Here is a 24,593-nt window from a genome sequence, read left to right as displayed (position 1 = left end):
AGATGGTTCCAGCGTCCGATCTGCTGGCATTCGTCGCCGCCGCGGTCGTCATCATCGTCGTACCCGGTCCCGGGGTGCTGTTCACCATCGGTCGCGCGCTCACACTCGGCCGGCGCGCGGCGCTGCTGTCGGTGCTCGGGCACGCAGCGGGCGTCTACGCGGCCCTGGTCCTGGTCGCCTTCGGTCTCGGCGCCCTGCTCACCGCGTCGGCGCTGGCGCTCACCGTGGTCAAATTCGCGGGCGCGCTGTATCTGATGTATCTGGGAATCCAGGCAATCCGTCAGCGTTCGGCGTTGCGTGAGGCGCTGGGCGCCGCCGTCGAACCGGAGCCCCACACGCGGGTGTTGCGCCAGAGCGCGATCGTCGGGCTGACGAACCCCAAGGCGATCGTCTTCTTCTCCGCGGTGCTCCCGCACTTCGCCGACCCGGCCGCGGGTTCGCTGTCGTGGCAGTTCCTCCTGCTCGGCACGATCTTCCTGGCTATCGCGCTGGTTTCCGACAGCGCGTGGGCGCTGCTGGCCGCCTCGGCGAGGTCCTGGTTCGCCAAGTCGCCGCGCAGGTTGGAGGCGGTCGGCGGCGCGGGCGGGGTGATGATCTTCGGTGTCGGCGCGTCGGTGGCGCTCACCGGAAGCGGCGACTGAAGCCGTTACCATCCAGCGAAGTCGGTGCGCCGGTACCGGCAACAGGCGGGGTGGAAAGGGGTGGTCGTTCGTATGAGGTTGTCCGGCCGGATGTGCGCCGCGTTCGCGTGCGTGGTCGTCGCGGGGTCTTGGGTGCCCGCGCACGCCGACCCGCCCCCGGACCCGCTGGTCGGCGCGCCGGGGCTGGGCGACCCGTACTACCCGCTCGACGGCAACGGCGGCTACGACGTCCACCACTACGACGTCGCGATCGACTACGACCCGCCGAGCCGTGCGCTGGCGGGCACCGCCACCATCACCGCGCACGCCACCCAGGCCCTGCGCGTGTTCAACCTCGATTACGCGGGACCGGAGGTGCGCACGGTATCGGTGAACGGGCTTCCCGCCGGTTTCGAGCGCAACGGCGAACACGAGTTGACCTTGACTCCCGCGCTCGCCCTGCTGCCCGGCCTGCCGTTCACCGTCACCGTGGACTACGCGGGCCCCGCGGTGAACACCAACGGCGAGGGATGGACCTTCGCTCCCAGCGGCGGCGCGTTCGTCGCGGGTGAGCCGCACTCGGCGACCAGCTGGTACCCGCTCAACGACACTCCGCTGGACAAGGCCACGTTCAGCTTGAACGCGACCGTTCCCGCGGAGTGGGAGGTGGTCTCCAACGGCGTGCCCGTCGAGAACGTGGTGCGCGGCGACAAACGGACGGTCCGCTGGTTCAACGCCAAGCCGGTGCTCGGCTATCTGACCACCGTCGCGATCGACAAGTTCGACTACCTCGAGCAGCGCAGGGCCAACGGTGTACCGCTGATCAGCGCGTTCGCGCCGAATGTGGAGGAGCGCCAGCGCGAGCTGGAGCAGCGCCTGCCGGAGATCCTCGACTTCGCCGAAAATCTCTATGGTCCCTACCCCTTCGAGGCCGCGGGCGGCATCCACCTGGACGCCGACATCTCCTTCTCACTGGAGACTCAGACGCGCCCGCTCTACGCGCCGTCGATCGACCTGCGGACCGTCGTGCACGAGATCACGCACCAGTGGTGGGGCGACTGGGTGTCGGTGCGCCAGTGGCCGGACATCTGCCTGAACGAGTGCTTCGCCAGCTATACCGCCGACTACCTGTGGCCGGAGCGGATGGAGGGCGAGAATGTCGATGACGACTACCGCGAGACCATCCGGAAATACCGCGGCAGCCAGAAGTTCTGGAGCATTCCGCTGGAGAACCCCGGCGCCGGGAAAGAGTTCACCGCCGTCTACTACCGCGGGCCCCTGTTCCTGCACGCACTGCGCAAGCAGATCGGTGACGAGGTGTTCTTCGGGGCCGTGCGGGACTTCCTCGCGGCGCACGCCTACGGCAACGCCTCGATGCCCGAGTTCCGCGCTTTCGTGCAGTCCAGGTCGCCCATCGACCTGACCGGCTTCTTTCACGCGTGGTTGAACACCACCGCGCCGCCGCCGGAGGAGTACCTGTTCCCCGGCGCACTGCGTAGCTGACGCCTCAGTCGTCCTCGAGGCTCTGCCTGGCCTTCGCCACCGTGCGTTCGGCGCGCTCCACCTGGCGGCGCGCCGCGTGCAGTTCGTCCTTCGCCGTCCGGGCGGCCGACTTGCGGAACTGCTGCTGCTGTTCGGCGTGGGCTAGCTCGTCGCGCAACGCGGCCACGCGCTCCTCGGCCGAGGACAGTTCTCCGGTCGCCTCGTCGAGGGCGGCGCGTGCCGAATCCTCGTCGGCGCGGGCGGCTTCCAGCGCTTCCTCGGCCTGCGCCAGCTCCCGGCGGGTACTGTCGTCCGGCTTCCGCCGGGATGCCGCGCGCCCGCGCCGCGGCGCCGGTTCGGGGACCGCGAGCAGATTCGGCCCGCTCGGTCCGAAGCCTTCGTAGCTCGCGGCCGTGACGAGCGTCCCCGCGCGCAGCCGGTCGGCCACCTCCGCGTCGGCGAGGGCCGCGGTCAACGTCTGGCCGAGCTCCCGGACGACGCTCTCGCCGACCGGATGCCCTTGTTCGGCGGCGAGCGCGCCCGCCTTCTTCGCGAGGGCGTTGACCAGTTGCTGTCGCTGCGCGGTCAGGTCGCGCAATTGTTCGGCGGAGAGTTCTCGCTGAGCGGCGGCCAGGGCGGCGCCGAGCCGCAGCAGAGCGGCTACGTCGTCGGGCGCGGCGCGCGACAGCAGATTCGCCGTCCACGCCGTCAAGGTGGGTTTGCGCAGCTTGCCGATGGCGGCCGCGAGCTTCTTGTCGCCCGCCTGCTTCGCCGCGGCCGCCCGGTCCGCGCGGGCCGCGACGAACTCCGCGGGCATCAGCCCGTACAGGTCGCGCGCGACGTCCTCGACGGTCATACTGCCCAAGCGTAACGACCCGGTCTCGGGCGACGACACACTCCGCATACCGGACAACAGTCCAGTTGCATAGAACATGCGAAAGGCGTTGCTAGTGAATTACTCTGCGTACCTGCTGCTCGGCCGTCTGCTCCCCAGCATCTTGGGTTATGCGCTCATGGGGCTGTACGGCACGCACAGCATCTAGCGCGCCGCCGTTCGCGGTCACCCGGTGAGCTGATGCGGCCGCCGTGGTCGTACGGGTATCCTCACCGCGTTCACGAGCCCGTGAACGTGTTCGGTGAGAGAGGTTTTCAGGTGAAGTTTCCAGGAGCGAGGCTGCTGGCACGCATCGTGCTCGCCCTCGTCGCGGTGGCCGCGGTGGTGGTCGCGGTGGCCGGCTGTTCGATGATCGAGGACGCGGGCAAGTCGGACACCGCCAAGGCCAAGGTCGGCGACTGCATCAACGTCATCGAGGGCTCGGCGGTCGATTCCAAGACCGAGCCGGTGGACTGCTCGTCGGACAAGGCCGTGTACAAGGTCGCCCAGTCCTCCGACAAGAAGACCGACTGCGCCGCCGACTACACCTCCTACGAGGAGACCCTGGCCGGCGGTACCACCGCGTTCCTGTGCCTGGCGCCGAACTTCAAGGAAGGCAGCTGCTACAACGAGAGCAGCACGACCGGATACAAGCACGTGGACTGCTCGTCCCAGGAGGCCACCTTCAAGGTCCTGAAGCGGATCGACGGCCAAGCCGACGAGTTGCTGTGCGGCGAGGATGCCGACAGCTTCCGGCTCATCGAAACCGACCCCAAGGCCACCTTCTGCACGGCCAAGCCGAAGGGCTGATCATTCCAGCAGGGCGACCGACGCGATCCGGTGCAGCGTGAAGTGCCGGACCGCGCCGGTCACCGGGTCGAGCGCGTCGAGCTGACCGTTGCCCACCTTCAACGGTTCCACCACCCGCTGCGTGGCGACCCCTTGGGCATCGACGTAGCCGATGTTCACCGACCGCCGCACCCGCGCCGCGAGCTGGAGCAGAGCGAGCGTGGCGGCGGTGTTGGTCCGGGTGCCGTCCGGGCGCACCGCCTGACCGGACCTGGCGCTGGCGGCGCGTTCGCCGGCGCGCAGTTCGGTGACGAGCAATTCGAGCTGTTCGGTACTGGGCGGCGTGGGCCGGTAGGGCTGCCGCGCGGCCGGGCGCACTGAGATCCGCGCGCCGCGCGGCCGCAGGTCGACGATCGCGCCGGCCGAGTCCTCACCCGCGGGCGCGAAACCGGCCGCGCGCAACCGCTCCAGCAGTTCGCCCAGCGGCGCCTGGGCGATGGCGACGGTCGGCGCGATGGACCGCAGGGCCAACTCGCTCGCCACCGGCGCCGAGAGCACCTGGGCCAGCAGCGCCGGGTCGTCGCTGCGGATGAACGACTGCGCCATGCCCGCCCGCAACTGCCCGTGGCGCCGGGCCGCGTCATCGATCAGATAGGTCAGCGCCTGCGGGATCGGCGTCCGGGAATGCGTGGCGAACAGCGCGTGCAGCTCGGCCGCCGTCAAGCCTGCGTCCAGAGCGCGACGCACCGAGGACTCCCCGATCCGATACACCGTTGCGGCACCTGCGGACTCGACATCGGCGACGAGTGCCACGCGCCGTTGGAGGTCGGCGGTCAGCGGGCCCGGCGCGATCACCGTCAGATCCGCCTGCACCAGCACGTGATCCACCGGCTCCGGCAGCGCCGCCTCCATCTGTGCTTCCGCGTCGGCGACGCTGGTGGGCGCCGCGTGCAGGAGCGCCCGGGCCGCAGAGCCGAGCGCGCCCCGGCCGACGAACCCGAGCGCCGCCGCCTCGGCCAGCGTCTGTTCGACCACCTCGGGCCGGAAGTTCCTGCGTCTACGTGGCTGCTGCCAGGCCAGCACCCGGCCGATGTCCGCGGGCGTCAACGCGGTGCCGGACGGGTACTCCGCGAGCAGACCGAGGATCGCGCGCCGATCGCGCGGCGCGTTCGGGGTGCGCAGCTCCAGCGACAGCGCCGCCAGGGGCTTGTCGTTGGCATCGCGCATGCCGATCATCCACGGCATCCGATCCAAGTCCAGCCAGGTCGATCCGAGCGTGGCCCAGCGCCGTGCGGGCGGAGATTCCAGCCAGGAGTCCACCAGCGGTGTCGGCGCCCAGAAGTCGTCGGTCGTATCGAAGTCCGGCGGCGGGTCCGGCAAACCTTTCTCGAGCAGTTTCGCCGCGGCCAGCAGTTCGACCAGCAAACCCGCGCGCGGCTCGTCCACACCGGCCTGCTTGGCGATGCGGCGCAGCTCCCGCACGCCCAGGCCGCCCGCGCGCAGAGCGGGAGCCGGGGCCTGGCCGAGCACGTCGAGCACGGCGGCGCAGTGCCGCAGCAGCTCGCCGACCTCGCCCGCCGCGACCGCGTTCACCTCGGCGGGCGTCTGTTTGACGGTCTCCGGTTGCGGCGGAGTCAGCGCGTGCGGGTGGGTGACCGGCTCCCGCCGCAGCACCTGCCCGACGGTGACGGGAAGCTCGACGGTCTCGTCGTCGATCCAGTGCAGCAGCCTGTGGGTCAGCAGCCGCTGAATCGGCCGGTCGGGCGGCGTGCCCGGGGCGGCGTCCCTGGTGCGCCCGCGCGGGCCCGTCGTGGCCAGCTTCTCCAGCAATGCTCGTTCGGCCGGGGCGAGCTCGGGGAGTGCCGCGACCACCTCGGTTTCGGTGAGGGCATCGGGGATCTCGGTCGCCGTGCCGATCGGCCACGGCAGCGCCTCGGCGGCGGCCGGAATCAGATGCAGTCCCTCGTCGGCGTCGATCCAGACCAGCGCGCGAGCGGTCAGTCGCTCCAGCGCGTGGTCCATCTCGGCGGCCGGCACCCGTTCGCACAGTTGCACATGCAGTTCGGCGCGGCGCAGCGGGGCGCCGTCGGTACGTGTCACTCCATGCATCGCAAGTGTTTCCACGATGGCGAAATCGAGGGTGTTCAAGTCTTCCGTGGCGCGCAGCACCGACGCGCGCTGTTCGATGCGGGCGGCGAGCACGGACATGGAGGAGGGCAGCGGCACGGCCAGGTCGGGCCGAAGCTGCAGCAGCGTCACGAGCTGGGCATCACTGCGGGCACCGAGCCATCCGGCAAGGGAGTCGGTCGCGGTCATCCGATCCAGCCTACGATGCTGGGCGGCCGCCCGCCGGAGTGCGGCGGTGCGGGCCGCGCGGTGCGGGCTGCGGCGCGTCCGGGGAGAACCGCCCATGCCACAATGAGGTCGTGGTGAACAAATCGAAGAAATCCTATGTCGACAACGGCTGGCCGAAGGTCGCCGACGGTGACCACGCGGTCACCGAACTCTCCTCGGCCCGCTCCGGTGGTCTCTCGCCCTACGGCGAGGACACCGAGTTCCCGGTCCCCGCTGAGCAGTTGCCCTACATGCACCCGAACACGGTGATCAACCGCTGAGCGCGCGAACGGAACGTTCTCGGCTACGGAGAAGGGCCCCGCATCCATAGTGATGCGGGGCCCTTCTCGACGTCGCGGGGCGATCAGGAGGGCAGCAGGCCCTTGTTCGCCTCGTAGAAGTTCACGATCGCGGGGTCGAGGGTGACTCCGCTGGACTTGGCGGCGTTGAAGAAGTCGAGAGCTTCCTTGGGCACCTGGACGCCCTGGCTCTGCACGACCTCAAGAGCGCGGTCGACGGCCGAGAAGATCTGCTGCGTGTCCGCCGGCGCGGCCTGGGCGGCCTGCGGCGCGGGGTTCCAGCGCGGGGTCTCGGCGGGGGCGGGAGCGGAGCGCGGGGAGGGCGCGCTGCTCAGGCCCAGCTTGGACGAGCAGGAGGGCCAAGCGCCCCAGCCCTGGGAGGCGAGCACCTTCTCGGCGACCGCGATCTGCTGTTCGCGGGAGGCCTGGTTGGCGCTGGCGGCGTACTCCTGGCCGCCGTGGGCACGCCAGGTGCTGGGGGAGAACTGCAGCCCGCCTTGGAAACCGTTGCCGGTGTTGATGCCCCAGTTGCCGCCGGCCTCGCACTGAGCGAGTCGATCCCAGTCGGAGTCGGGTGCCGCGCTGGCGTTGCCTGCGAAAGCCACACCGGCAGTGCCGATGATGGCTCCGGTGACGGCAACCTTGGCTACCGTGCGGCCGGTCGAGCTTGGCTTGCGATGGCGTCCACTCATATCGGGTTCGTCTTCCTCTCGACGCACCTGCGACGTCTTCGGTTCTGGTTCGGACTGAGAGGTCGTCCGTTCCGCCCTCGCCCCTACGTTTCCGTCGGGGGTCCGGTACCCGCGGGGCGAGGCTCGGTGCGGCGGGCCGGTGGTCGCCGGGTGTCCCGGCTGGATAAGACCGTACGTCGAACCGCGGGAAAAATCACTATTTGGTAACCGGCGTGTACCAACGGGTCTCGACGCGGTCTCAACTGGGAAAGAAGCCTTCGCCCAGCTAGAGGCGGTACGGCTGCGGCCGGGGTGCGCCGACACCGCTCTGTGACCTTCTCGTAATGTGATGAGGATCACACATCGGAGTGGGTAACGATCGCACCGGGTAACCGGTTCGCGTTGGTTCGGAGGTCCGTTCTCCGGTTCTACCGGGACCTGCGGCCCGAGCGCAGCGCGAACACGAGCGCGAGCACGAACCCCAGCGGCGCGAGCATCGCACCGAAATAGAGCCACAGCCCCGGCTCGCCATCGGTCAGCACGGGGACCGCGAAGATGACGACGATAGCCAGCAATCCGAGCGCGAACAGTGCGAGCGCGAGTTGCAGCAACCAGTCGCCGCGGCGCTTGGGGGCGCCGCCGGAGGGGGTCGGGGCGGAAGGGTTCGTCACGGCTCGACGGTAAAACTGATGTGCTTGCGTTATTCGCACCGGGGTAGACTCGATGGCAATCGCGTCCTGCAATCCTGCTGGGCGCGTTCTTTTCGCACAGGAATAGGGCCGGTCGCATGATCGGCCCGGTAGACGGATGTGCTCGGGCCGTAGGGGTCCGAGTTTCGATGACGAACGGGTGAGCGCAGTGCCGACCGGCAGGGTGAAGTGGTACGACGTCGAAAAGGGCTTCGGCTTCCTTTCCCAGGACGAGGGTGAGGACGTCTACGTCCGCTCGTCCGCGCTCCCGCAGGGCGTCGAGGGCCTCAAACCCGGCCAGCGCGTCGAATTCGGCATGGCGGCGGGCCGTCGCGGCCCCCAGGCGCTGAGCCTCAAGCTGCTCGAGGCGCCGCCTTCGGTGCGCCAGGGTCAGGAACGCAACGCGCGCAAGGAACCTGCCGCGCGCAGGCACACGCCGGACGAGTTGCACGGCATGGTCGAGGACATGATCACCTTGCTCGAGGCGAAGGTGCAGCCCGACCTGCGCAAGGGCAAGTACCCGGATCGCAAGACGGCGCAACGCATCTCCGAGGTCGTCCGCGCCGTGGCGCGCGAACTGGATCGTTGATCTCGCAGCGCCTCGTGCGCTGCGTGTCCGTCTGACCGGCCCGGAGCCCGTGGCCGGGCCCGATGTGCTCAGTTGGTGACCGCAGCGCAGCAACGTTTCGCGTTGCCTCGCAACCGTATTCGGCGGCCTTCGGCAAAGACGTTGCGCGGCAATCGCCGCCGTGGCCGCGTCGCGCCGATGGTCGCGTGATGCGGTCATCGCTCCACGGCTCCCTCGGCTCGATCGCGACGAAGCGTTGCTCACCCGGCTGCGGGGCGCCTGCCCGGCTGATTCCATCCGAACGGCGCGCCCCGCGAGTGCTGCCGTTCAGTTACGCCGTGCTGATCGACCAGGTGGCGTGCGGCACGTAGAACTCCCGGCCGGTTTCGTCGCGGGCGAGGATCGGCAGCTGGAACTCGACGCCGATGAGGCGCAGGTCCGGCTCCGGTTTGGAGTCGATGGTCAATGCCAGCGCGCGGTCGGGATAGTCGTTGCGGCTGATCACCTGGTCGACTTTCTCTCCGTTCGGCAGGAGATAGACCAACTGTGCGAGCCACGGCGCGTCGGCGACCTGCTTCGGCAGCGACAGCTGCAACGGGTAACCGGCGGGCACGTCCAACTCGACGGTACGGCCGCGGTGACAGTCCGGCGTGCCGGGCGCGCAGTTCAGCGTCGAGAAGACCGTGCCGGGCACGTTCTCTTCCGGCAGGATGCGGCAGTCCTGCATGGTCACCGCGCAGTAGCTGAACGGCCGCACGGTGACCGTCTTGCCGTGCGCGTAGGCGGTGAGGGTGACGTCGGGTTCGTCGGCGTTGCGTACCAGCACCGCCAGCACACCCGCGAAGGCGACGGTGAGCACGAGCAGGGCGGCCGCGACCAGCGCGGCGATCGTGCGTGCGTTGAGCTTGCTCACCAGATGGGGTCTCCTTGCCCTCGTCGAAAGCGTTTGGTGCCACCGCGCGGCGCCGGATCGTCTGCCTGGGGCGCACTCACCGGATATTCGAGCGGCCGGGTCGTCGGTACCTCTTGGTCCGCGTGCTGGGGACGGTTGCCGCCGAGGCCGGGCAACAGCGAGTGGCCTCGGAAGCTGAGGAAAGTCTGCACCAAGCCCAGCACGAGGATCGCGGTGACCACCGCGAAGCCCTTCCAGTAATCGGTCGGCAGCAGTACACCGGCCGCGCCGCCGACCACCCAGCTCAGCTGCAGCACGGTCTCCGATCGGCCGAAGCCGGAGGCGATCGACTCCGGCGGCAGATCGTCCTGGATCGAGGCATCCAGCGACACCTTGGCCAGCGCGCTCGTCGCGGACGCCACCAAGGCGGCGGCCGCCGCGCCCAGCAGATTGTTCGCGAACGTGGCGAACAGCGCCACCAGCGCGCACGCCGCCGTGCAGCCGAGCACGATCAGCGCGGGCCTGCCGAGCTCGAGCCGGGCGCCCGTCGCATTTCCGGCGAAATTGCCGATGGCCGCGGCCGCGCCGACCGCGCCGAGCATCAGGGCCTGCTGCACCGGCCGGTGCTCGGTCGCCTTGGCGACGAACGCGACGTAGAAGGTGAGGAACCCGGTCAGCACGCGGATGGCGCTGTTGCCCCACAGCCCCGTCACCACGGCGCGGCCCAGCGGCTGCCTGCGTTTGCGCGGCGGGATCGTCGATTCCTTGCCGGACGCGAGCACCTCGGTGCGTGCGTCGGGGCCGTGATAGCTCAACGTGGCGGGCACCTCGCCCTCGGTCACTTCGACCCAGGAGGGGATGCGCAGGCTGAGGTATGTTCCCCCGCAGGCGATCAGCGCCGCGAAGACCAGTGCGCCGTTCGAGCCCGCGATCGCGGCGGCCAGACCGGCCAGCGCTCCGGCGCCCATGGTGCCGCCGACCAGGCCGAACACCGTCAGACGGGAGTTGGTGCGGACCAGATCGATGTCGGGTGGCAGCACCCGGGGCGTCACCGCGCTCTTGAGCACGGAGAACGATTTGCTGCCGATCATCATGCACAGCGCGAGCGGATACAGCGCCCAGCTGTCGAACTGGAAGATCAGTACCACCGCCACGACTATGCGCACCGCGAACGACGTCGCCAGCGCCAGGCGGCGCCCGCGTTGCAGACGGTCGAGCATCGGTCCGATCAGCGGGGCGATCACCGCGAACGGCGCGATCGTGATCAGCAGGTACAGCGCGACCTTCGTCTTGCTCTCCGCGGTGGCGCTGGCGAAGAACAACGTGTTGGCCAGCGCCACCGCGATCGCGGCGTCGAGGGCGAAGTTCGCCATGGTGGCGTAGGTGAGCGCCGTGAGGCCCGACTTGTCCGCGCCGTCGGCTTTGGCCGCGCGCTGGAAGGTCGCGATGCCCTTCTCGGTGAGTTCCCGGCCGCGCATCGCGGCCACGCGGGTGACCGTGAGTTTGCGCGGCATCCGCCTGGCGCCGGCGGGACCCTCGCTTTCGGAAGGCTGGACCTGATCTTGCACGGTGGTCTCGGGATATTCCGGTTCGGCGCGGCCCGGCGGGTCGGTGGGACGAGGCGGTTGCGGGCGGTGCTGGACGTGGCGAGGTGCGCGGTCGGAGGTCTTCGGCTGTTCGACGTCACCTCCGCGTGGGAAAGGTTTCGTTCGCGGCGGTTCCGGCGACGCTTCGCGGCGCGGGCCGGGCCCGTCGTAGGGCTGCTCGGAACGTCCCGGTCGCGGTCCGAGCGGTGGCAGCGGCCCGCGGCGTCGCGGCGCGTTGGGTGGCGGGTATCGGTCGAAACCGGGATGCCGGTCGAACGGTGGGACCTCCTCGCCTTCCCACCGATCGCGGTCGGGACCGGAGGGTTCGCGGGGAGTAGTCACGACTCCAATTCTGGCGCACTCGCGTGCTGGGCGTTCATCCGCGCTCCGGGGCGGCGGAAAGTGACCGTCGGGTCGCGCTCAGGCGGGCGTGAAGCGGACCTCGAACATGGTGGGCCAGTTCTTGCCCGTGATCAGGAACCGGTCGGTGCCGGGCAGCTGGGCGATGCCGTTGAGGGCGTCCGCGTCGGCCCGTGCGGTCGCGGGGAGCAGGCCGGCGGCGTCGGCGGTCGCCAGCACCGCACCGGAGTCCGGGTCGATGCGCAGGATCGTGTCCGTCGGCCAGTCGTTGGCGTAGACCGACCCGTCGGCCGCGCACTCGAGTTCGTTGAGACGCGCGCCGTTGTGGCTGGTCAGCTCGACCGAGCCGGTCGAGGCGAAGGTGACCGGATCGCGGAAGGTGAGCCGGTCGGTGCCGTCGCTCATGACGAGCCGCCCGTCCCGGGCGCACAGACCCCAGCCTTCGCCGTCGTAGCCGACCCGGCCGCGTTCGGCGAGGGTGGCCGGGTCGCGGGCGATGGCCACGCCGTCGTGCCAGGTCAGCTGCCAGAGCGTGGCGCCGGCGAGGGTGATGCCCTCGCCGAAGTACGGGGCGGGCAACTCGGTCCTGGCCAGTTCCTCGCCGGTGGTCAGCCGGGACGCGCGCACGCTCGACGCGCCCGCCAGACCGGTGCCCTCGTAGAGGACGTCGCCGTCGACTTCCAAACCCTGAGTGAACGCCTTCGGATCGTGCGGCCGCGTGCCGAGCACCTCGATGTTCATCCTCGGTGCCGGGTCCGCGACGTCGCCGCATCCCCCCGCGACGAGCAAGCCGACCAGCACACCGATGGCCAACGCACGGCGATTGCGTTCCATACGGCAAAATGTAGGCCGTGAGCGCAGTTTCTGTTTCGGAGTCCGGCGTGCGGCCGATTCTGGCTGATGCCGTCGACCTGGCCCGCCGTGCGCTCCTGGAGTTGGAACCATCGGGCGTCGGTGCGCACCTCGGCGTGATCGCCGAGGACGAGAGCGCGGCGACCCACCGCTTCGAGGCCACGCTGCCCGGTTACCGCGGGTGGCAGTGGGCGGTGGTGGTGGCGGCCCCGCCCGGCGCGGGCCGTGCGACGGTGAGCGAGTCCGCGCTGCTGCCCGGGCCCGACGCCTTGGTCGCGCCCGAGTTCGTGCCCTGGGAGCAGCGCGTTCGCCCCGGGGACCTCGCGCCCGGCGACCTGCTCGCTCCGCCCGCCGACGACCCGCGCCTGGTGCCGGGATACGTCGCGTCCGGCGATCCGGTGGTCGACGAAGTGGCCTACGAGCTCGGTCTCGGCCGCACCAAGGTGATGAGCAGAGAAGGCCGCGCAGAGGCCGCCGAGCGCTGGTACGCCGAGCACGGTCCCGATGCGGAGATGGCCAAGGCCGCGCCGGCCACGTGCGGGACCTGTGGCTTCTACCTGCCGCTGGCCGGGTCGCTGCGCGCCGCGTTCGGCGTGTGCGGCAACGCCATGGGCGCCGACGGGCGCGTCGTCCACGTCGCCTACGGCTGTGGCGCGCACTCGGACACCGAGGTCCCCACCGGCAACGGGTCGCCGCTCTACGAGGCTTACGACGACGCGGCCATCGATGTGATCTCGCTCGAAACCGACGCTGCCCCGAAGGGTAAGGCCGAGGCGTCGACGCCCGCTCACGATCGGCGCGGGGCCGCCGAGGCGGTGTCCGAGCAGGCGGAGGACGCCACCTCGGCCACTGCGGCCCATGCGGGTGCGGTGGCCGCCGAAGTCGAGTCCGCCGCGAGCATCGGGGACGTTGCGGCTGCCGAGCATGCCGAGTTGTCTGGTGGTGCTGCAGACGCAGGCGCTGCTGCGGCTGCCGAGCACACGGGGTTGTCTGCCGGTGCGGCAGACGCCGACGCCGCTGCGGCCGACGAGAATACGGTCGTCGCCCAGGACGCTGTGCTTCCCCAGGACGCGGACGAGGAACCGGCAGTCATCGAGGGGGCGGTAGCGGTGCGAGATGACGCGAACTCCGCCGTCGCGGAGGAAGCCGCCGTCGCGGAGGAAGCCGCCGTCGCGGAGGAAGCCGCCGTCGCGGAGGAAGCCGCCGTCGAAGCTTCGAGCGCGACCGACGCCCGGTCCCCCGACAGCACGGCGGCCACGGCCCCCGAGGCGACCGAGGCGTTCAGCGCCGCCGAAATCGGCGAAATCGACTCCGCCGCGTTCACCGTGCCATCCGCCATGCGGACGACGCCGAGCGCGGACGACAGCGCGGAGCCGCCTGCTGCCCACGACAGCACGTCCGACGCCTCCTCGGGTTCCACGGTCGACGCTCCGAACGAGCCGAGCGTCGCGGGAGACGACGCCGGCACGGGGTCGTTCGGCGCAGGCGATGCGGCGGACACCGCCGCTGCCGCCGGTGGAAGTGAGCCGGAGCCCGACGCGCCACCGGCTTCGGTGACCGCCACCGAGGCTGATCAGCCACGCGACATCGGATCGACCGAGACCGACGCCGAGGAGTCTTCGTCCAGCGCTACGGACGTGCCGGCGGCCGGGCAGGAGGGCACCGGGTCGTCGGCCGATCACGGGCCTGGTGGAGAGGCACGGCCGGAGTTCCAGTCATCGCCGCGGAGCTGAGCGAGGCCGCCGATCCGTTCGGCACTTCGGCGCTGCGGGCTGCGGTTCTCGCCGCATGGCGTGACTCACCGACGCGGTTGCGGGAGGACGCGGCCTCCGAGAGCGACTTGGTGCGCGCCGGTTACCGCGACCGGTTGCTGACCGAGCTCGCGCAGAATGCCGCCGACGCCGCGCGCAAGGCGGGTGTGGCCGGAGCCGTCGTCGTCCGGCTCGATGGCCGTGACCTGTACACCGGCAATACCGGTGCGCCGCTGGACGTCTCCGGTGTGCACGCGCTGACTGCCCTGCGCGCGTCGGGGAAGTCCGCAAGCGAGACCGTCGGCCGGTTCGGCGTCGGATTCACCGCGGTGCTCGCGGTGAGCGAGGACATCGAGCTGCGGTCGGTGTCCGGGTCGCTGCGGTTCTCCCGTGCCGCGACCCGGGAAGCGCTGCGCCAGAGCGAGATCCGGACGCCAGACGGCGCCGCGGGCGAATTCGTCCCGCCCGTGTTGCGATTGGCCTGGCCCACCGAGGCGCGACCGTCGGACGGTCTCGACACCGAGGTGGTGCTGCGGCTGCGCGCGGACGTCGACGCCGGCGCGCTGCTGGCCGCGATGCGCGCCGAAGCCGTCGACCTGCTGCTGGAGCTGCCCGCGTTGCAGCGCATCCGCATCGGCGCGGACGAACTCGTCAGCAGCGCCGAGGACATGGGCGGCGGCATGCACGAGGTCTACGTCGACGGTCCCGGCGACGTCCAGCGAACCTGGTGGCAGTACCGCGCGCCGCGCGCCCGCTGGCTGCTGCCGGTGCGCGACGGCAAGCCGGTGGCGGCCGCGCCGGACGTGTTGCGGGCGCCGACCAGGTCGGACGAGGAACTATCCCTGCCCGCGCTGCTCATCGCGGACATCCCGATGCAGCCGGACCGCCGCAGGTTGCTGCCCGGCGCCCGGCTCGCCGAACTGGCGGACGGCTACGCCGGCTTCGCCCGCGCCCTTCCGCCGCGTGACCGTCTCGTGCTGGTCCCCGCACCCGGTTTCGCTCGGAGTGAGGCCGATGGGCTGCTGCGCGAGGCATTGCTGCGCGAATTGCAAACGCACCCGTGGCTTCCGGTGATAGTCACCCCCGACGAACGGCTGCACCAACATGCCCCGTTCGACGGGGAACTGCCGGACATGCCAGGCGTCGAACCGGCCGATGTGTCCGGCGATGGACCCGCGACGGAGGGCTTCGCTGTCCCGAGTGCCGGGGTCGGCGCCGAACCGGGCGATATCGGGACCGCCGGGGCGGCCGACGCGTCGAGCGGCACAGCCGCCGCCGAGCCGAGCGCGGCTCAGCCACGGTCGATCACCGTAGCGCCGCATCCCCGGGACGTCGCCGTCCCCACCCGCGCCTATGTCTTCGCCGGTCTGACTCCGGAATTGGCCGACCTGCTCGATGAGATGGTCGGCCCACTGGTGATCGCCGACCTCTCCGGCCGGGCGCATACCGAGGCCATGGCCTTGCTGGACGTGCACCGGCTGGGTCTGGCGCGGCTGGCGGAGTTGTCCGGCGGCTTGGAGCGGTCGCCGAGCTGGTGGCGGTCGTTCTACGCCGCGCTGGAACCGTTCGCCGCAGACCCGCTGGCCGCGGAGGAACTCGGCGCGCTGGCGGTCCCGCTGGCCGATGGCAGGCTCGTCACGGGTCCGCGCACTGTGGTGCTGGACGATCAGCTCGAGGTCGCCATCCCGGTGCACTGGGCCAGGCTGGTGCATCCCGAGGCCGCGCACCCCCTGCTTGCCCGGCTCGGCGCGCGATCGGCCACCGCCGAGGATCTCTTGACCGATCCCGGCTTGCACGCCGACCTGGAGGACCACCCGGACGACCCCGACACCGCCGACGCGATCCTGCGTCTCGCCGCGCACGCGGACCGGGAGGCGCTGCCACCGTGGCTGGGATTGCTCGAATTGCCCGACACGGAAGCCGAGCCCCGGCCCGCCGACGAATTGCTGCTGCCCGGTGCGCCTTTGCATGCGTTGCTCGCGCCCGACGCGCCGTTCGGCACGGTCGATCCGGAGCTGGTCGACCGCTACGGTGCGGACGCGTTGCGCGCTGTCGGCGTCGGCTGGGATTTCAGCGTGGTCGTCGAGGCCGATCCGACCGGGCCGGACCATGACCTGGACGACGAGGAACGCTGGTGGTCCACGCTGGCGGACGATCCGCCGGAGCTGGTCGCCGTCCGTGATCTGGATCTGGTCGACGACGCGGTGTGGCCGGAAGCGTTGCGGCAGTTGGCCGCGACGCCGCGCACCCGCCGCCTGCTCGCCGACGCCGACGGCTACACCGCATGGTGGCTGCGCAGATACGCGCGGATCGACAGCACGCCGCTGGGGCTCTTCCGCCATCCCGCCGACATCGAATTCGACGGGCTGCTATCGGCATTCGCCGTGGCAGGTGTCGATCCGGACGCCTACCGCGCCGTCCTTGCCGATCCGGGGACGATCACCGAGGAATTGGCCGCCGCGCTCTTGGCGGCGCTCGCGGACCCGTCGAGAACGCCATCCCCGGAAGTGGTCTCGCGGACCCACGCCCGCTTGTCGGACGCTGTCGCCGCGGGCCGGCTCGATCTCGCCGACCTGCAGCCGCCGGATCGCGTGCGCGCGCTGTCCGGCGTCGTGGCCGAGCCGCAAGACGCGTTCGTCCTCGACCGGCCGTGGTTCGGCTTGGCCGTGCCGGCGGATCGGTTGGTGGCGGGCGATAGCGAAACCGCATCGGCCCTGGCGGCTCTGCTGGACCTGCGGCTGGTCTCCGAAGCGGTCACGGCCGAGGTGATCGATACCGGCCGCCGCACGACGTGGGCGGCGGAGCCGCTGGGAGTCGTGCTGCGGCAGCTGTTCGCCTTGCCCGCGCGAATGGGCGAACTGGTTGTGCACCAGGACCTGACTGTGCGGCTCAGTGGTGCCATCGAGGCCACCGTCGCGGTGCCGTGGTGGCAGACCGGCGCGACCGTGCACGTCCGCGCACCGCACCTACGCGGCTGAACCGCGGCTACTGCGCCGCGTATCCCGTGATCATCTCGCTCAACAGATCGAGCTGGCCGCGCACGCTCTCGCTGTCGTTGTCCACCAGCCAGCGCAGCACCACGCCGTCGATGACGTTGAGCGTGAATCGGCTCAGCGTCTGCACCGGGACCGACCAGCTGGTGCCGGTCGCGTCGCGGGCGTGCTCCAGGATGTCGGCGACGGTGGAGTCGTTGAAGTTGTACTGTTCGCGCGCGATCGCGAGTTTCGCCGGGGTTTGTTCGCCCTCGCGCAACGCGTAAGTGGTGGTTTCGTAAGTGAGCAGCTGCCGTTCCGGAGTGGCTTCAATGTTCAGCCACATGAGTTCCAGTCCCGCGCGGATCAATTTTTGAAGGGCTTCTTTTCCACTTCCGACGTCCTGCCATACCGTTTCGTTTGCGTCGACGGAATCGCGTAATTCCATCGACAACGCTTTGACCAGCTCGGTCATCAGCGCGTCCTTGTTTTCGAAACAGTAATGCACCACACCCAGCGAGACACCGGCCGCCTGGGCGACATCGCGCGTGGTCACGCCCGCGACGCCCTTTTTCTCGGCAAGGCCGATCGCGGCCTCGATAAGGTGGGCCCGTCGTTCTTCGACGCTCAATCGGGAGGACACCCAAGGGAGTTAAGCGCCCACGGCCCGCGCAGTCAATTCGCAGGCCGGAAAAACCTGGACTGGACGAGTGACCAGTTGTGTGGTTCGCTGCATCGGGACAGAAGGGAGACGGGAATGCCGGTGTCACGCAGAACTGTTCTGGCCCGGACCGCGCTCGGTTCCGCCACGTTCGCGGCCGCGACGGTGCCCGGGATGACCGGCGCGCTCGGCGCCGTGGCGGCCGCCGTTCCGGATTCCGGCGGTTATGAGATCGGGGTCGGACTCTCCGACATCACCGGCCCGGCCGCCGAATGCGGGATGATGGGCTACTCCCAGCTCGAGCAGCAGACCGCGGGCATACACCTGCGCCCGCGCGCGCGGGCGTTCATCATCGGCAGCGCGGGGCGGCGCATCGTCTTCGTGGTCGCCGAGAACGGGATGATCTTCCAATCCGTGCACCGCGGCGTGCTGACCGAACTGGCCCGGCGCTTCGGTGGGCTCTACACCGAGCAGAACGTCCTGCTCACCTCGACGCATTCGCACGCGACCTGCGGGGGCTCCAGCAACGATTACGCCTACAACCTGTCCATTCTCGGCTTCCAGCAGCAGGTGTACGACGCCGAGGTGAACGGGATCGTCGAGGCCGTCGCCGCCGCGCACGCCGACCTCGGCCCCGGCTCGCTCGCGCTCGGCCGCACCGAGTTGCACAACGCGAGCGTAAACCGCTCGCGGGTGGCGTGGGAACTCAATCCGCCTGCGGACAAGCAACATTTCCCGGACGCCATCGACCCCGCGGTGACCACTCTCGTCCTGCGCAAGGGCGGCCGTACGGCCGGGACCATCACCTGGTTCGCCACGCACAACACGTCCATGACCAACGCGAACCGGCTGATCAGCTCCGACAACAAGGGCTACGCCGCGTTCTGCGCCGAGCACATCGAGCACGGCGTGCGGTATCTGGACCGCAAGCCCGAGTACGTAGCGGCTTTCGCGCAGACCAATGCCGGTGACATGTCTCCGAATCTGAACCTGCGCCAGGGTTCGGGACCCACCGAGGACGAATTCGAGAACACCCGCATCCTGGGCGAGCGTCAGTACGCGGCATCCGAAGACGCGGCGGCGCAAGCGCGATCGATCGCAGGCCCGGTCGAGGCGATGCTCTGCTACATCGACTTGGCCGACATCGCCGTTGACGGTCGTTTCACTCCGGACGGTCAACCACGGCACACCGCACCAGCCGCGGCGGGTGTCTCGCTGATCGCGGGCAGCGTCGAGGACGGTCCGGGTCTGCCCGGCGGCCCGATCCCCGAAGGCGTGCGCAATCCGTTTCTCGCGGCGCTGGGCGATCCCGCCCAGCCCGCGCCGGCCTGGCTGGCGGACGCGCAGGCGCCGAAAGCGATCGCGGTGCCGCTCGGCCTGCTGCCGCCGGTGGCCTGGGTGCCGAACGTGCTGCCGATCCAGCTCGTTCGCATCGGCGAGCTCTATCTGGCCGCCGCGGGGGGCGAGTTCACCATCACGTCGGGCCTGCGCATCCGCCGGGCCGTCGCCGCGGCGCTGAACGTTCCGCTCGAGCAGGTGCTCCTGCAGGGATACGCGAACGCCTACCACGAATACGTCACTACCCCGGAGGAATACGACTCCCAGCAGTACGAGGGCGCTTCGACATTGTTCGGCCGCTACACCTTGTGCGCCTATCAACAGGAGTTCACCCGCCTGGCCGAGGCATTCGCCGCTCGCAGCGCGGTGCCGCGCGGTCCGGCGCCGCGCGACGTGTCCCACCTGCAGCCGAACTTTCAGCCGGGCGCCGGTCCGGACGCGGCCGCGCCTGGCCGCGGGTTCGGCGACGTCTTGACGCAGCCGCACCGGACCTACGCTCCCGGAGATCAAGTCCTGGCGGAGTTCGTCTCGGCGCACCCGAAACACGACAATCGCCGCAACGGAACCTTCCTGGAAGTGCAGCGCGGGACCACGTCCGGCGCGTGGGTGCGGGTGGCCAACGAGGGCGAGTGGGCGGTGAAATATCACTGGAGCAAGCGCGGGCTCGCCGAGTCGGTGGCCCGATTCACCTGGGACATCCCCCTTGACGCCGAGCCGGGACGCTACCGCTTCCAGCACTACGCGACCCGCCTGGATCCCGACGGCGCGCTCTACCCGCTCACCGGCACGACCGAGGAGTTCGAGGTGGCCCGACCGTAAACCGCTCGGCTACAGACCCGTCTGCGCGCCCTTGTCACCGCGCCGGGCGCCGCGCCGCTGGACCAGGTAGATCACGAGTGCGAGCGCCCCGACCACCAATCCCATGAGGCAGACCGGCCGGGCCGATGCCCACCGATCGCCGCCCGCCCACACCACCACGGTGGCGATCAGCCACAGCGCGCTGCCGACCGCGAGCACGGGACGCGGATCGGTCAGGCGCGGCGGCAGCTGCGGGACTTTCTGTGTCACGGGCCCAGCCTAATCCGCCCTGCCGGGTGCGGCCTCCCGGCCGAGCGGAGACGAGGTGGTCGCAGCGTGGCGGGAAGCCGCGACCGGCCGCCCGCGGTCCCGTATCGTTTGCCACTGTGACAACGCCATCGGATGTCAGAGCCCTTGCTGGTGAGCTCTCGCTGGCGGTCGTTCGACTGACGCGACACCTGCGCGGCCGTCGGGCCGACTCACAGATTTCGCTGACCCAACTCTCCGCGCTCGCCACCCTGGCGCGCGAGGGCGCGATGACGCCGGGCGCGCTCGCGGCGAAGGAACGTGTCCAGCCCCCCTCGATGACCCGGGTCATCGCCTCGCTCACCGACCTCGATCTGGTAGAACGCAACCCGCATCCGACCGACGGTCGTCAAATCATCGTCTCGCTGTCCTCGGCGGGCCGCGCGCTGATCGCCGACGAAGCCAGCGCTCGGGAGGCGTGGATGACCGAGCAGCTGTCGACGCTGACCGAGGAGCAGCTCGTCGTGCTGACCCGCGCCGTGGCGATCATGAAGCAGATCGTCACGGAATCCGAGTAGCGCGTAGAGGATTCAGCGCCGCGACCCGGCTCAGCGGTTCGTCCGCAGGAGCCGGACGACGATCCCGCCGCCCCACCACAGCAGGCCGCCCGCGATGGCCGGACAGAGCACGAAGGCCGGATAGACCAGAACCCCGTAGTCGTCGGCCCAGCGGGGCAGGCGGGTGAGCTGGGTGGCCGCGCCGATGAGCAGCAGCAGTCCCAAGGTCGCCGCGATCGGCGCGAGCGGCGCGGTCTCCGAGTCGGGCCTGCGGGCGGTGCGGTCGGTCATGGTGGAGCCCTCCTGCGCGGTCGGCTCGGCGCCCGCTCCGGGCGCGATGGGCACTGGAAAGATCAGTTACCTTCTAGCTAACCTTCGCACGGGGGTGTGATTTCGTTAACAGCCTGTGATGCAGATCACAGAACTATCGCGAAATGATGCGAAACCAATGCGCGCCCGACGGGCCCGGTCCAGGCCGCGCAGGCTACCGCGCGCCGAACGGCTGATCGCTGTCGACGATCTCCCGTCCGAGCGGGAACAGCGAGATCGGGATGAACTTCAGGTTGGCCCAGCCGAACGGGATACCGATGATCGATAGGAACAGCGGAATGCTCGTGAGCAGATGGCCCAGCGCCAGCCACCAGCCCGCGACGATGAACCAGATGATGTTGCCGATCAGCGACCCGGCACCGGCCCCCGGCTTCTCCACGGTGGTCCGGCCGAACGGCCACAGCACGTAGGCGGCGATCCGGAACGACGCGATCCCGAACGGAATCGTGATGATCAGGATGAAGCAGATGATCCCCGCCGCGATGTAGCCCAGCGCCAGCCAGAACCCGGCGAAGATCAGCCACAGGATATTGAGAACCAACTGGATCGGCTTCATGGGACCAGCATGCCAGCCCGCGGGGCGCGGTGCCCAGCGTCAGAAGAACCAGCCGAGCATAGCGTCACGCTCGGCGCCGAAGGCGTCGTCGAGCGCGCGCACGTACGCGGAATTCTTGCTCCGCAACCGGTTCGCCGCGGCGAACACGCGCGCGGGGTGCGCGCCCAGGTACATGCTGCCGAGGACATCGATGCCGAGCTCGATATCGGGCGCGCGATCGGTCGGTTCGCATTCCGCCTGCCCGTTGCAGACGCGCAGTGCGAACGTTCCGCCCGCGTTCCGGAAGGGATCGGTCACCTCGAGCGTCACCTCCAGATCGCTCGGGTAAGCGCGTGCGGTGAGCGCCGCGGGCACGTCCATCAGGCGAAGCCACAGTCCGTCGTAGCGTGCGGTGGTACGCACCAGCCGGGGATCGGTCAGCAGATAGGGCAGCGGGTCGTGGTCGGTGAGGACCGCGTCCACCCGCCGCGTCAGATCGAGCCCGAGCAGGGCTCGCCACAGGGCCGCGTGCGCTTCGGCGGTGACCGTCCGCATCTCGACCACTTCGACCGTCTGCGCCCTGTCGTCGGAGTGGAACCGATACAGCGCGTAGCCGTCGGCGTGCAGAAGTCCGAACAGCGTGGTGCCGCCGTCGCGGAAACGTTCCGGATCGTCGAAAACGATGTCCCAGGCCGCCGCCGGGCGTACCTGCGCCCCGGGCGTCAGCCTGCGCCAGCGGTCGTAGATCGCCTCCGCCGCCGCGCGCAGTTCGCTCGGCGGGCGCAGCGTGACGCCGCCGGGATCCGGCGCCGACGGCAGGAATTCCGCGAACCGCCGGTCGATGCCCACGGCGTTCTCCCGCGTCACGGGACCATAGCCGAACCGGCCGTAGATGCCGCCCTCGCTCGCGGTGAACATGGTCAGCGGCAGCCCGGCCGCCTCGATGCGCCGGTGCTGTTCGGTGTACATGGCGCGCAGGATGCCGCGCCGCCGGTGGGTAGGGGCCACCCCGACGGCCGCGATGCCGCACGCAGGCACGGTCCGTTCGCCGGGCACCGTGACCGTCATGGTGGTGGACTGCACGTGCCCGACGATCTGCCCGTCCTCGACCGCCACGATGCTGTTCTCCGGTGGGAAGAGCAGGGGTATCCGCTCCAGCTCGGCCGGGTCGTAGCGGGTGCCGAACGAGGTTTCCACCAGCGTCGTGATCGCGGGTCCATCGTCCTCGGTTGCCGATCGGATGGTGATTCCCGGGAGGGTCGTCATGCTCCGACCATTCCACTTTCGCGCCCCTGTCCGCACCATATTTTTCGCGCTCCGCGACCGCTCGGCGAACTCCGATTCGGTCCCGGCCGCGACCGTTCGGCAGGATGGAGCGGTGGCCGAAGTGATCGACATCGATGACCCCGCCGACCCTCGGGTCGACGACTTCCGCGATCTCAAGTCGGCCGACCGCAGGCCCGATCTGCCCGGGCGCAAGGGATTGGTGATCGCCGAGGGCGTCGTGGTGGTCCAGCGGATGCTCGACTCGCGCTTCGCGCCGTCCGCGCTGCTCGGTGTGGAGCGTAGGCGCGCCGAACTCGCCGACGATCTGGTGGCCGTCGACGTGCCGTACTACCGGGCGACGGCCGAGGTGATGGCCGAGGTGGTCGGTTTCCACCTCAACCGCGGCGTGCTGGCCGTCGCCCGCCGCCCCGCCGAACTCGGCCTGGCGGAGGTGCTCGAAAAGGCGCGCACCGTCGCGGTGCTCGAAGGCGTCAACGACCACGAGAATCTCGGCGCCATGTTCCGCAACGCGGCCGGGCTCGGAGCCGACGCGATCCTGTTCGGCGATCGCTGCGCCGACCCCTTGTACCGCCGGGCCGTGCGTGTCTCCATGGGGCATGTGCTGCGGGTTCCGTTCGCGTCCGTGCCGGACTGGCCGGGCGGACTGGATATACTGCGGCGCAAGGGATTCCAGATCATCGCTCTCACGCCCGACCCGGCGGCGGCGAATCTGGCGGCGGCGATGACGGGGGAGCGGGTGGCGTTGTTGGTCGGGGCCGAAGGGCCGGGGCTGACCGAGGCGGCCATGCGGGCCACCGACGTCCGCGCGCGCATCCCCATGACTCCCGGCACCGATTCGCTCAATGTCGCGACCGCGGCCGCGATGGCGTTCTACGAGCGGGTGCGGACGGCATGACCGGACCGTATCGGCCGTATCCGTCCTACCAGGACCCCACGCCGTGGGGCGCGGGCCTCACCGTGGCCGTCATGGTGGCGCTGCTGTCGGCGGTCGCGGTGTATTCGTTCGGGGCCGCCCTGGCCGAAGTACACCCGTTGCTCGCGGTGGTGGTCAACTTGATCGCGGTCGGCGGCGCCGCGCCCACCGCGTGGCGCTGGCGTTTCGCCCCGGTGACGCGGTGGGTGATCGGCGGGGGCGCGATGGGCGTCCTGCTCGGATGGATCGTGCTGCTGCTCGGCGGATAGGCCGCCTGGCGCGGGCGGCTCGGATCGAGCCGTGCCGCGGGTTCAGCCCACCGGGTCGTGTCCGCGCAGCCAGCCGAAAAGTCCACGCTTGCGTGGCGAATGCGTTCCGCTGTCGGTCGAGCCGCGAACCGGCGAGTCGGGCATCTGGCCCTTCGGATACAGCGCGAACTTGCAGACGGGAATGTCACCCGGCACGAGCGCGCCGGGCGCGGCAGGCCCCCGGTAGTGGAAGCCGAGCCATTCGTTGTTGGCCGCGTCGGCGAAGTCGGGCGGGTCGAAAGGCAGTGACTGGGGGTCGGGCAGTTCGCCCGCGCGCCAGCGCACCGGATGCTCGCCGGCCCAGTACGACCGTTCCCATACCAGCGGAAGTCCCTCGTCCTCCAGGATGCGCACCCGGGTCGAGCTGAACGATCTGCGGAATTCGCCGCGCTCCCAGTGGGCGAACGCGCCCCAGCCGTGCTCGAGGTCGAACGACACCAGATATGTGTGTTCCGAAGCCAGCGGACGCACCAGCAACGCCGGGATCTCGGTCGGGTGGATACGCGCGGCTTGGGCCGAGCACAACACCGTCACGCCGGGAAAACAGCCTATGCACACCTCATCGGTTCCCGGGCCCGCGCAACCCGCCAACGTACCGACCATGACCGGCCGTACATCGCGGTCGTCGTGCAGTTGCCTCGCCAAGGCCAGTGCGGCTCCCGGGTCCGGGTCGTGGTTCGCGCGCAAAACCGTCAGGGCATCGGGTGCGTCGACGTACCAGAGCGACCAAGCCTTGGATAGCATTCCGGCACCTCCCGATAGTTGCACGAATCGACTCCGCGAACCTCGAGCGCTGTCTCGCCTCTGCGCGCATTCAGGCCGTACTGGTCGGTGCCGCGGCGCTCGCGATCAGGTCCTGCGATGGGTGCCGATCGGGTTCT

The 24,593-nt window shown here is 70.1% G+C and carries 24 protein-coding genes; 11 read left to right on the top strand and 13 right to left on the bottom strand.

Annotation, left to right across the window (positions count from 1 at the left end):
• Positions 1-2 precede the first annotated feature (2 nt).
• The gene (locus NNI01S_RS26970) at positions 3-641 is read left to right on the top strand and encodes a LysE family translocator (RefSeq protein ID WP_063023200.1); all 639 of its coding nucleotides are present in this window, start codon (positions 3-5) and stop codon (positions 639-641) included.
• 60 nt (positions 642-701) lie between these two features.
• Positions 702-2,123, top strand: a complete 1,422-nt coding sequence (locus tag NNI01S_RS26965) for a M1 family metallopeptidase (protein WP_245676387.1) — start codon at positions 702-704, stop codon at positions 2,121-2,123.
• A gap of 4 nt (positions 2,124-2,127) precedes the next feature.
• Here the strand turns inward: NNI01S_RS26965 and NNI01S_RS26960 are convergent, their stop codons facing one another.
• Positions 2,128-2,958: a hypothetical protein gene (locus NNI01S_RS26960; protein WP_063023196.1), complete on the bottom strand. Its 831-nt coding sequence runs from the start codon at positions 2,956-2,958 to the stop codon at positions 2,128-2,130.
• A gap of 297 nt (positions 2,959-3,255) precedes the next feature.
• Here NNI01S_RS26960 and NNI01S_RS26955 point away from each other — a divergent pair, with 297 nt between their 5' ends.
• On the top strand, positions 3,256-3,786 hold the full coding sequence (locus NNI01S_RS26955; RefSeq protein WP_169813023.1) for an LppU/SCO3897 family protein: 531 nt from the start codon (positions 3,256-3,258) through the stop codon (positions 3,784-3,786).
• On the opposite strand, the gene NNI01S_RS26950 is transcribed toward NNI01S_RS26955, so the two are convergent.
• The gene (locus NNI01S_RS26950) at positions 3,787-6,081 is read right to left on the bottom strand and encodes a helicase-associated domain-containing protein (protein ID WP_063023355.1); all 2,295 of its coding nucleotides are present in this window, start codon (positions 6,079-6,081) and stop codon (positions 3,787-3,789) included. It abuts the gene before it with no gap.
• Positions 6,082-6,191: 110 nt separating this feature from the next.
• On the opposite strand from NNI01S_RS26950, the gene NNI01S_RS26945 reads away from it, so the two are divergent.
• Positions 6,192-6,380, top strand: a complete 189-nt coding sequence (locus NNI01S_RS26945) for a hypothetical protein (protein WP_039795086.1) — start codon at positions 6,192-6,194, stop codon at positions 6,378-6,380.
• An 83-nt stretch (positions 6,381-6,463) separates the two neighbouring features.
• Here NNI01S_RS26945 and NNI01S_RS26940 read toward each other — a convergent pair whose 3' ends face one another.
• Positions 6,464-7,090: a resuscitation-promoting factor Rpf1 domain-containing protein gene (locus NNI01S_RS26940; RefSeq protein WP_063023194.1), complete on the bottom strand. Its 627-nt coding sequence runs from the start codon at positions 7,088-7,090 to the stop codon at positions 6,464-6,466.
• Between the two features lie 407 nt (positions 7,091-7,497).
• Complete coding sequence (locus NNI01S_RS26935) at positions 7,498-7,740, bottom strand: hypothetical protein (protein ID WP_063023192.1); 243 nt, start codon at positions 7,738-7,740, stop codon at positions 7,498-7,500.
• Positions 7,741-7,927: 187 nt separating this feature from the next.
• On the opposite strand from NNI01S_RS26935, the gene NNI01S_RS26930 reads away from it, so the two are divergent.
• On the top strand, positions 7,928-8,347 hold the full coding sequence (locus tag NNI01S_RS26930; RefSeq protein ID WP_063023190.1) for a cold-shock protein: 420 nt from the start codon (positions 7,928-7,930) through the stop codon (positions 8,345-8,347).
• A 310-nt stretch (positions 8,348-8,657) separates the two neighbouring features.
• Here NNI01S_RS26930 and NNI01S_RS26925 read toward each other — a convergent pair whose 3' ends face one another.
• From NNI01S_RS26925 to NNI01S_RS26915, 3 genes are all read right to left on the bottom strand, one after another.
• Positions 8,658-9,239, bottom strand: coding sequence for a DUF2771 domain-containing protein (locus NNI01S_RS26925; RefSeq protein WP_063023188.1), 582 nt, complete (start codon positions 9,237-9,239; stop codon positions 8,658-8,660).
• A complete protein-coding gene (locus NNI01S_RS26920) occupies positions 9,236-11,146 on the bottom strand; it encodes an MFS transporter (RefSeq protein WP_063023186.1) in 1,911 nt (636 codons plus the stop codon). The genes NNI01S_RS26925 and NNI01S_RS26920 overlap by 4 nt, the downstream gene beginning before the upstream one ends.
• Positions 11,147-11,224: 78 nt before the next feature.
• The gene (locus NNI01S_RS26915; RefSeq protein WP_063023184.1) at positions 11,225-11,998 is read right to left on the bottom strand and encodes a glutaminyl-peptide cyclotransferase; all 774 of its coding nucleotides are present in this window, start codon (positions 11,996-11,998) and stop codon (positions 11,225-11,227) included.
• A 17-nt stretch (positions 11,999-12,015) separates the two neighbouring features.
• Between NNI01S_RS26915 and NNI01S_RS34805 the strand changes: the two genes are divergently transcribed.
• Positions 12,016-13,749: a DUF3027 domain-containing protein gene (locus NNI01S_RS34805; RefSeq protein ID WP_245676386.1), complete on the top strand. Its 1,734-nt coding sequence runs from the start codon at positions 12,016-12,018 to the stop codon at positions 13,747-13,749.
• A 77-nt stretch (positions 13,750-13,826) separates the two neighbouring features.
• Complete coding sequence (locus tag NNI01S_RS26905) at positions 13,827-16,745, top strand: sacsin N-terminal ATP-binding-like domain-containing protein (RefSeq protein WP_439956147.1); 2,919 nt, start codon at positions 13,827-13,829, stop codon at positions 16,743-16,745.
• A gap of 7 nt (positions 16,746-16,752) precedes the next feature.
• Here NNI01S_RS26905 and NNI01S_RS26900 read toward each other — a convergent pair whose 3' ends face one another.
• Positions 16,753-17,370: a TetR/AcrR family transcriptional regulator gene (locus NNI01S_RS26900; RefSeq protein ID WP_245676385.1), complete on the bottom strand. Its 618-nt coding sequence runs from the start codon at positions 17,368-17,370 to the stop codon at positions 16,753-16,755.
• A gap of 126 nt (positions 17,371-17,496) precedes the next feature.
• Between NNI01S_RS26900 and NNI01S_RS26895 the strand changes: the two genes are divergently transcribed.
• A complete protein-coding gene (locus tag NNI01S_RS26895; RefSeq protein ID WP_063023178.1) occupies positions 17,497-19,557 on the top strand; it encodes a neutral/alkaline ceramidase in 2,061 nt (686 codons plus the stop codon).
• Between the two features lie 9 nt (positions 19,558-19,566).
• Here the strand turns inward: NNI01S_RS26895 and NNI01S_RS26890 are convergent, their stop codons facing one another.
• Positions 19,567-19,806, bottom strand: a complete 240-nt coding sequence (locus tag NNI01S_RS26890; protein ID WP_063023177.1) for a DUF2530 domain-containing protein — start codon at positions 19,804-19,806, stop codon at positions 19,567-19,569.
• Positions 19,807-19,922: 116 nt separating this feature from the next.
• Here NNI01S_RS26890 and NNI01S_RS26885 point away from each other — a divergent pair, with 116 nt between their 5' ends.
• Positions 19,923-20,360 carry a MarR family winged helix-turn-helix transcriptional regulator gene (locus tag NNI01S_RS26885; RefSeq protein ID WP_063023176.1) on the top strand — a complete coding sequence of 146 codons (438 nt, stop codon included), beginning with the start codon at positions 19,923-19,925 and terminating at the stop codon, positions 20,358-20,360.
• A 30-nt stretch (positions 20,361-20,390) separates the two neighbouring features.
• Here the strand turns inward: NNI01S_RS26885 and NNI01S_RS26880 are convergent, their stop codons facing one another.
• The 3 genes from NNI01S_RS26880 to NNI01S_RS26870 all read right to left on the bottom strand — a co-directional run bounded on the left by NNI01S_RS26880 (position 20,391) and on the right by NNI01S_RS26870 (position 22,470).
• Positions 20,391-20,684, bottom strand: coding sequence for a hypothetical protein (locus tag NNI01S_RS26880; protein ID WP_063023175.1), 294 nt, complete (start codon positions 20,682-20,684; stop codon positions 20,391-20,393).
• A gap of 139 nt (positions 20,685-20,823) precedes the next feature.
• On the bottom strand, positions 20,824-21,225 hold the full coding sequence (locus NNI01S_RS26875) for a YccF domain-containing protein (protein ID WP_063023174.1): 402 nt from the start codon (positions 21,223-21,225) through the stop codon (positions 20,824-20,826).
• 39 nt (positions 21,226-21,264) lie between these two features.
• On the bottom strand, positions 21,265-22,470 hold the full coding sequence (locus NNI01S_RS26870) for a GNAT family N-acetyltransferase (protein WP_063023173.1): 1,206 nt from the start codon (positions 22,468-22,470) through the stop codon (positions 21,265-21,267).
• Between the two features lie 112 nt (positions 22,471-22,582).
• Here NNI01S_RS26870 and NNI01S_RS26865 point away from each other — a divergent pair, with 112 nt between their 5' ends.
• Both NNI01S_RS26865 and NNI01S_RS26860 read left to right on the top strand, forming a co-directional pair.
• Positions 22,583-23,386, top strand: a complete 804-nt coding sequence (locus NNI01S_RS26865; RefSeq protein ID WP_063023354.1) for a TrmH family RNA methyltransferase — start codon at positions 22,583-22,585, stop codon at positions 23,384-23,386.
• The gene (locus NNI01S_RS26860; RefSeq protein WP_063023171.1) at positions 23,383-23,673 is read left to right on the top strand and encodes a DUF2537 domain-containing protein; all 291 of its coding nucleotides are present in this window, start codon (positions 23,383-23,385) and stop codon (positions 23,671-23,673) included. The genes NNI01S_RS26865 and NNI01S_RS26860 overlap by 4 nt, the downstream gene beginning before the upstream one ends.
• Positions 23,674-23,715: 42 nt before the next feature.
• On the opposite strand, the gene NNI01S_RS26855 is transcribed toward NNI01S_RS26860, so the two are convergent.
• A complete protein-coding gene (locus tag NNI01S_RS26855; RefSeq protein WP_063023169.1) occupies positions 23,716-24,456 on the bottom strand; it encodes a DUF6928 family protein in 741 nt (246 codons plus the stop codon).
• Between the last annotated feature and the right edge of the window lie 137 nt (positions 24,457-24,593).

The organism is Nocardia niwae NBRC 108934 = DSM 45340, assembly GCF_001613465.1.
Lineage (GTDB): Bacteria > Actinomycetota > Actinomycetes > Mycobacteriales > Mycobacteriaceae > Nocardia > Nocardia niwae.
Note: the sequence above shows the minus strand (reverse complement) of the source record. Positions and strands in the feature narration are given on the sequence as shown.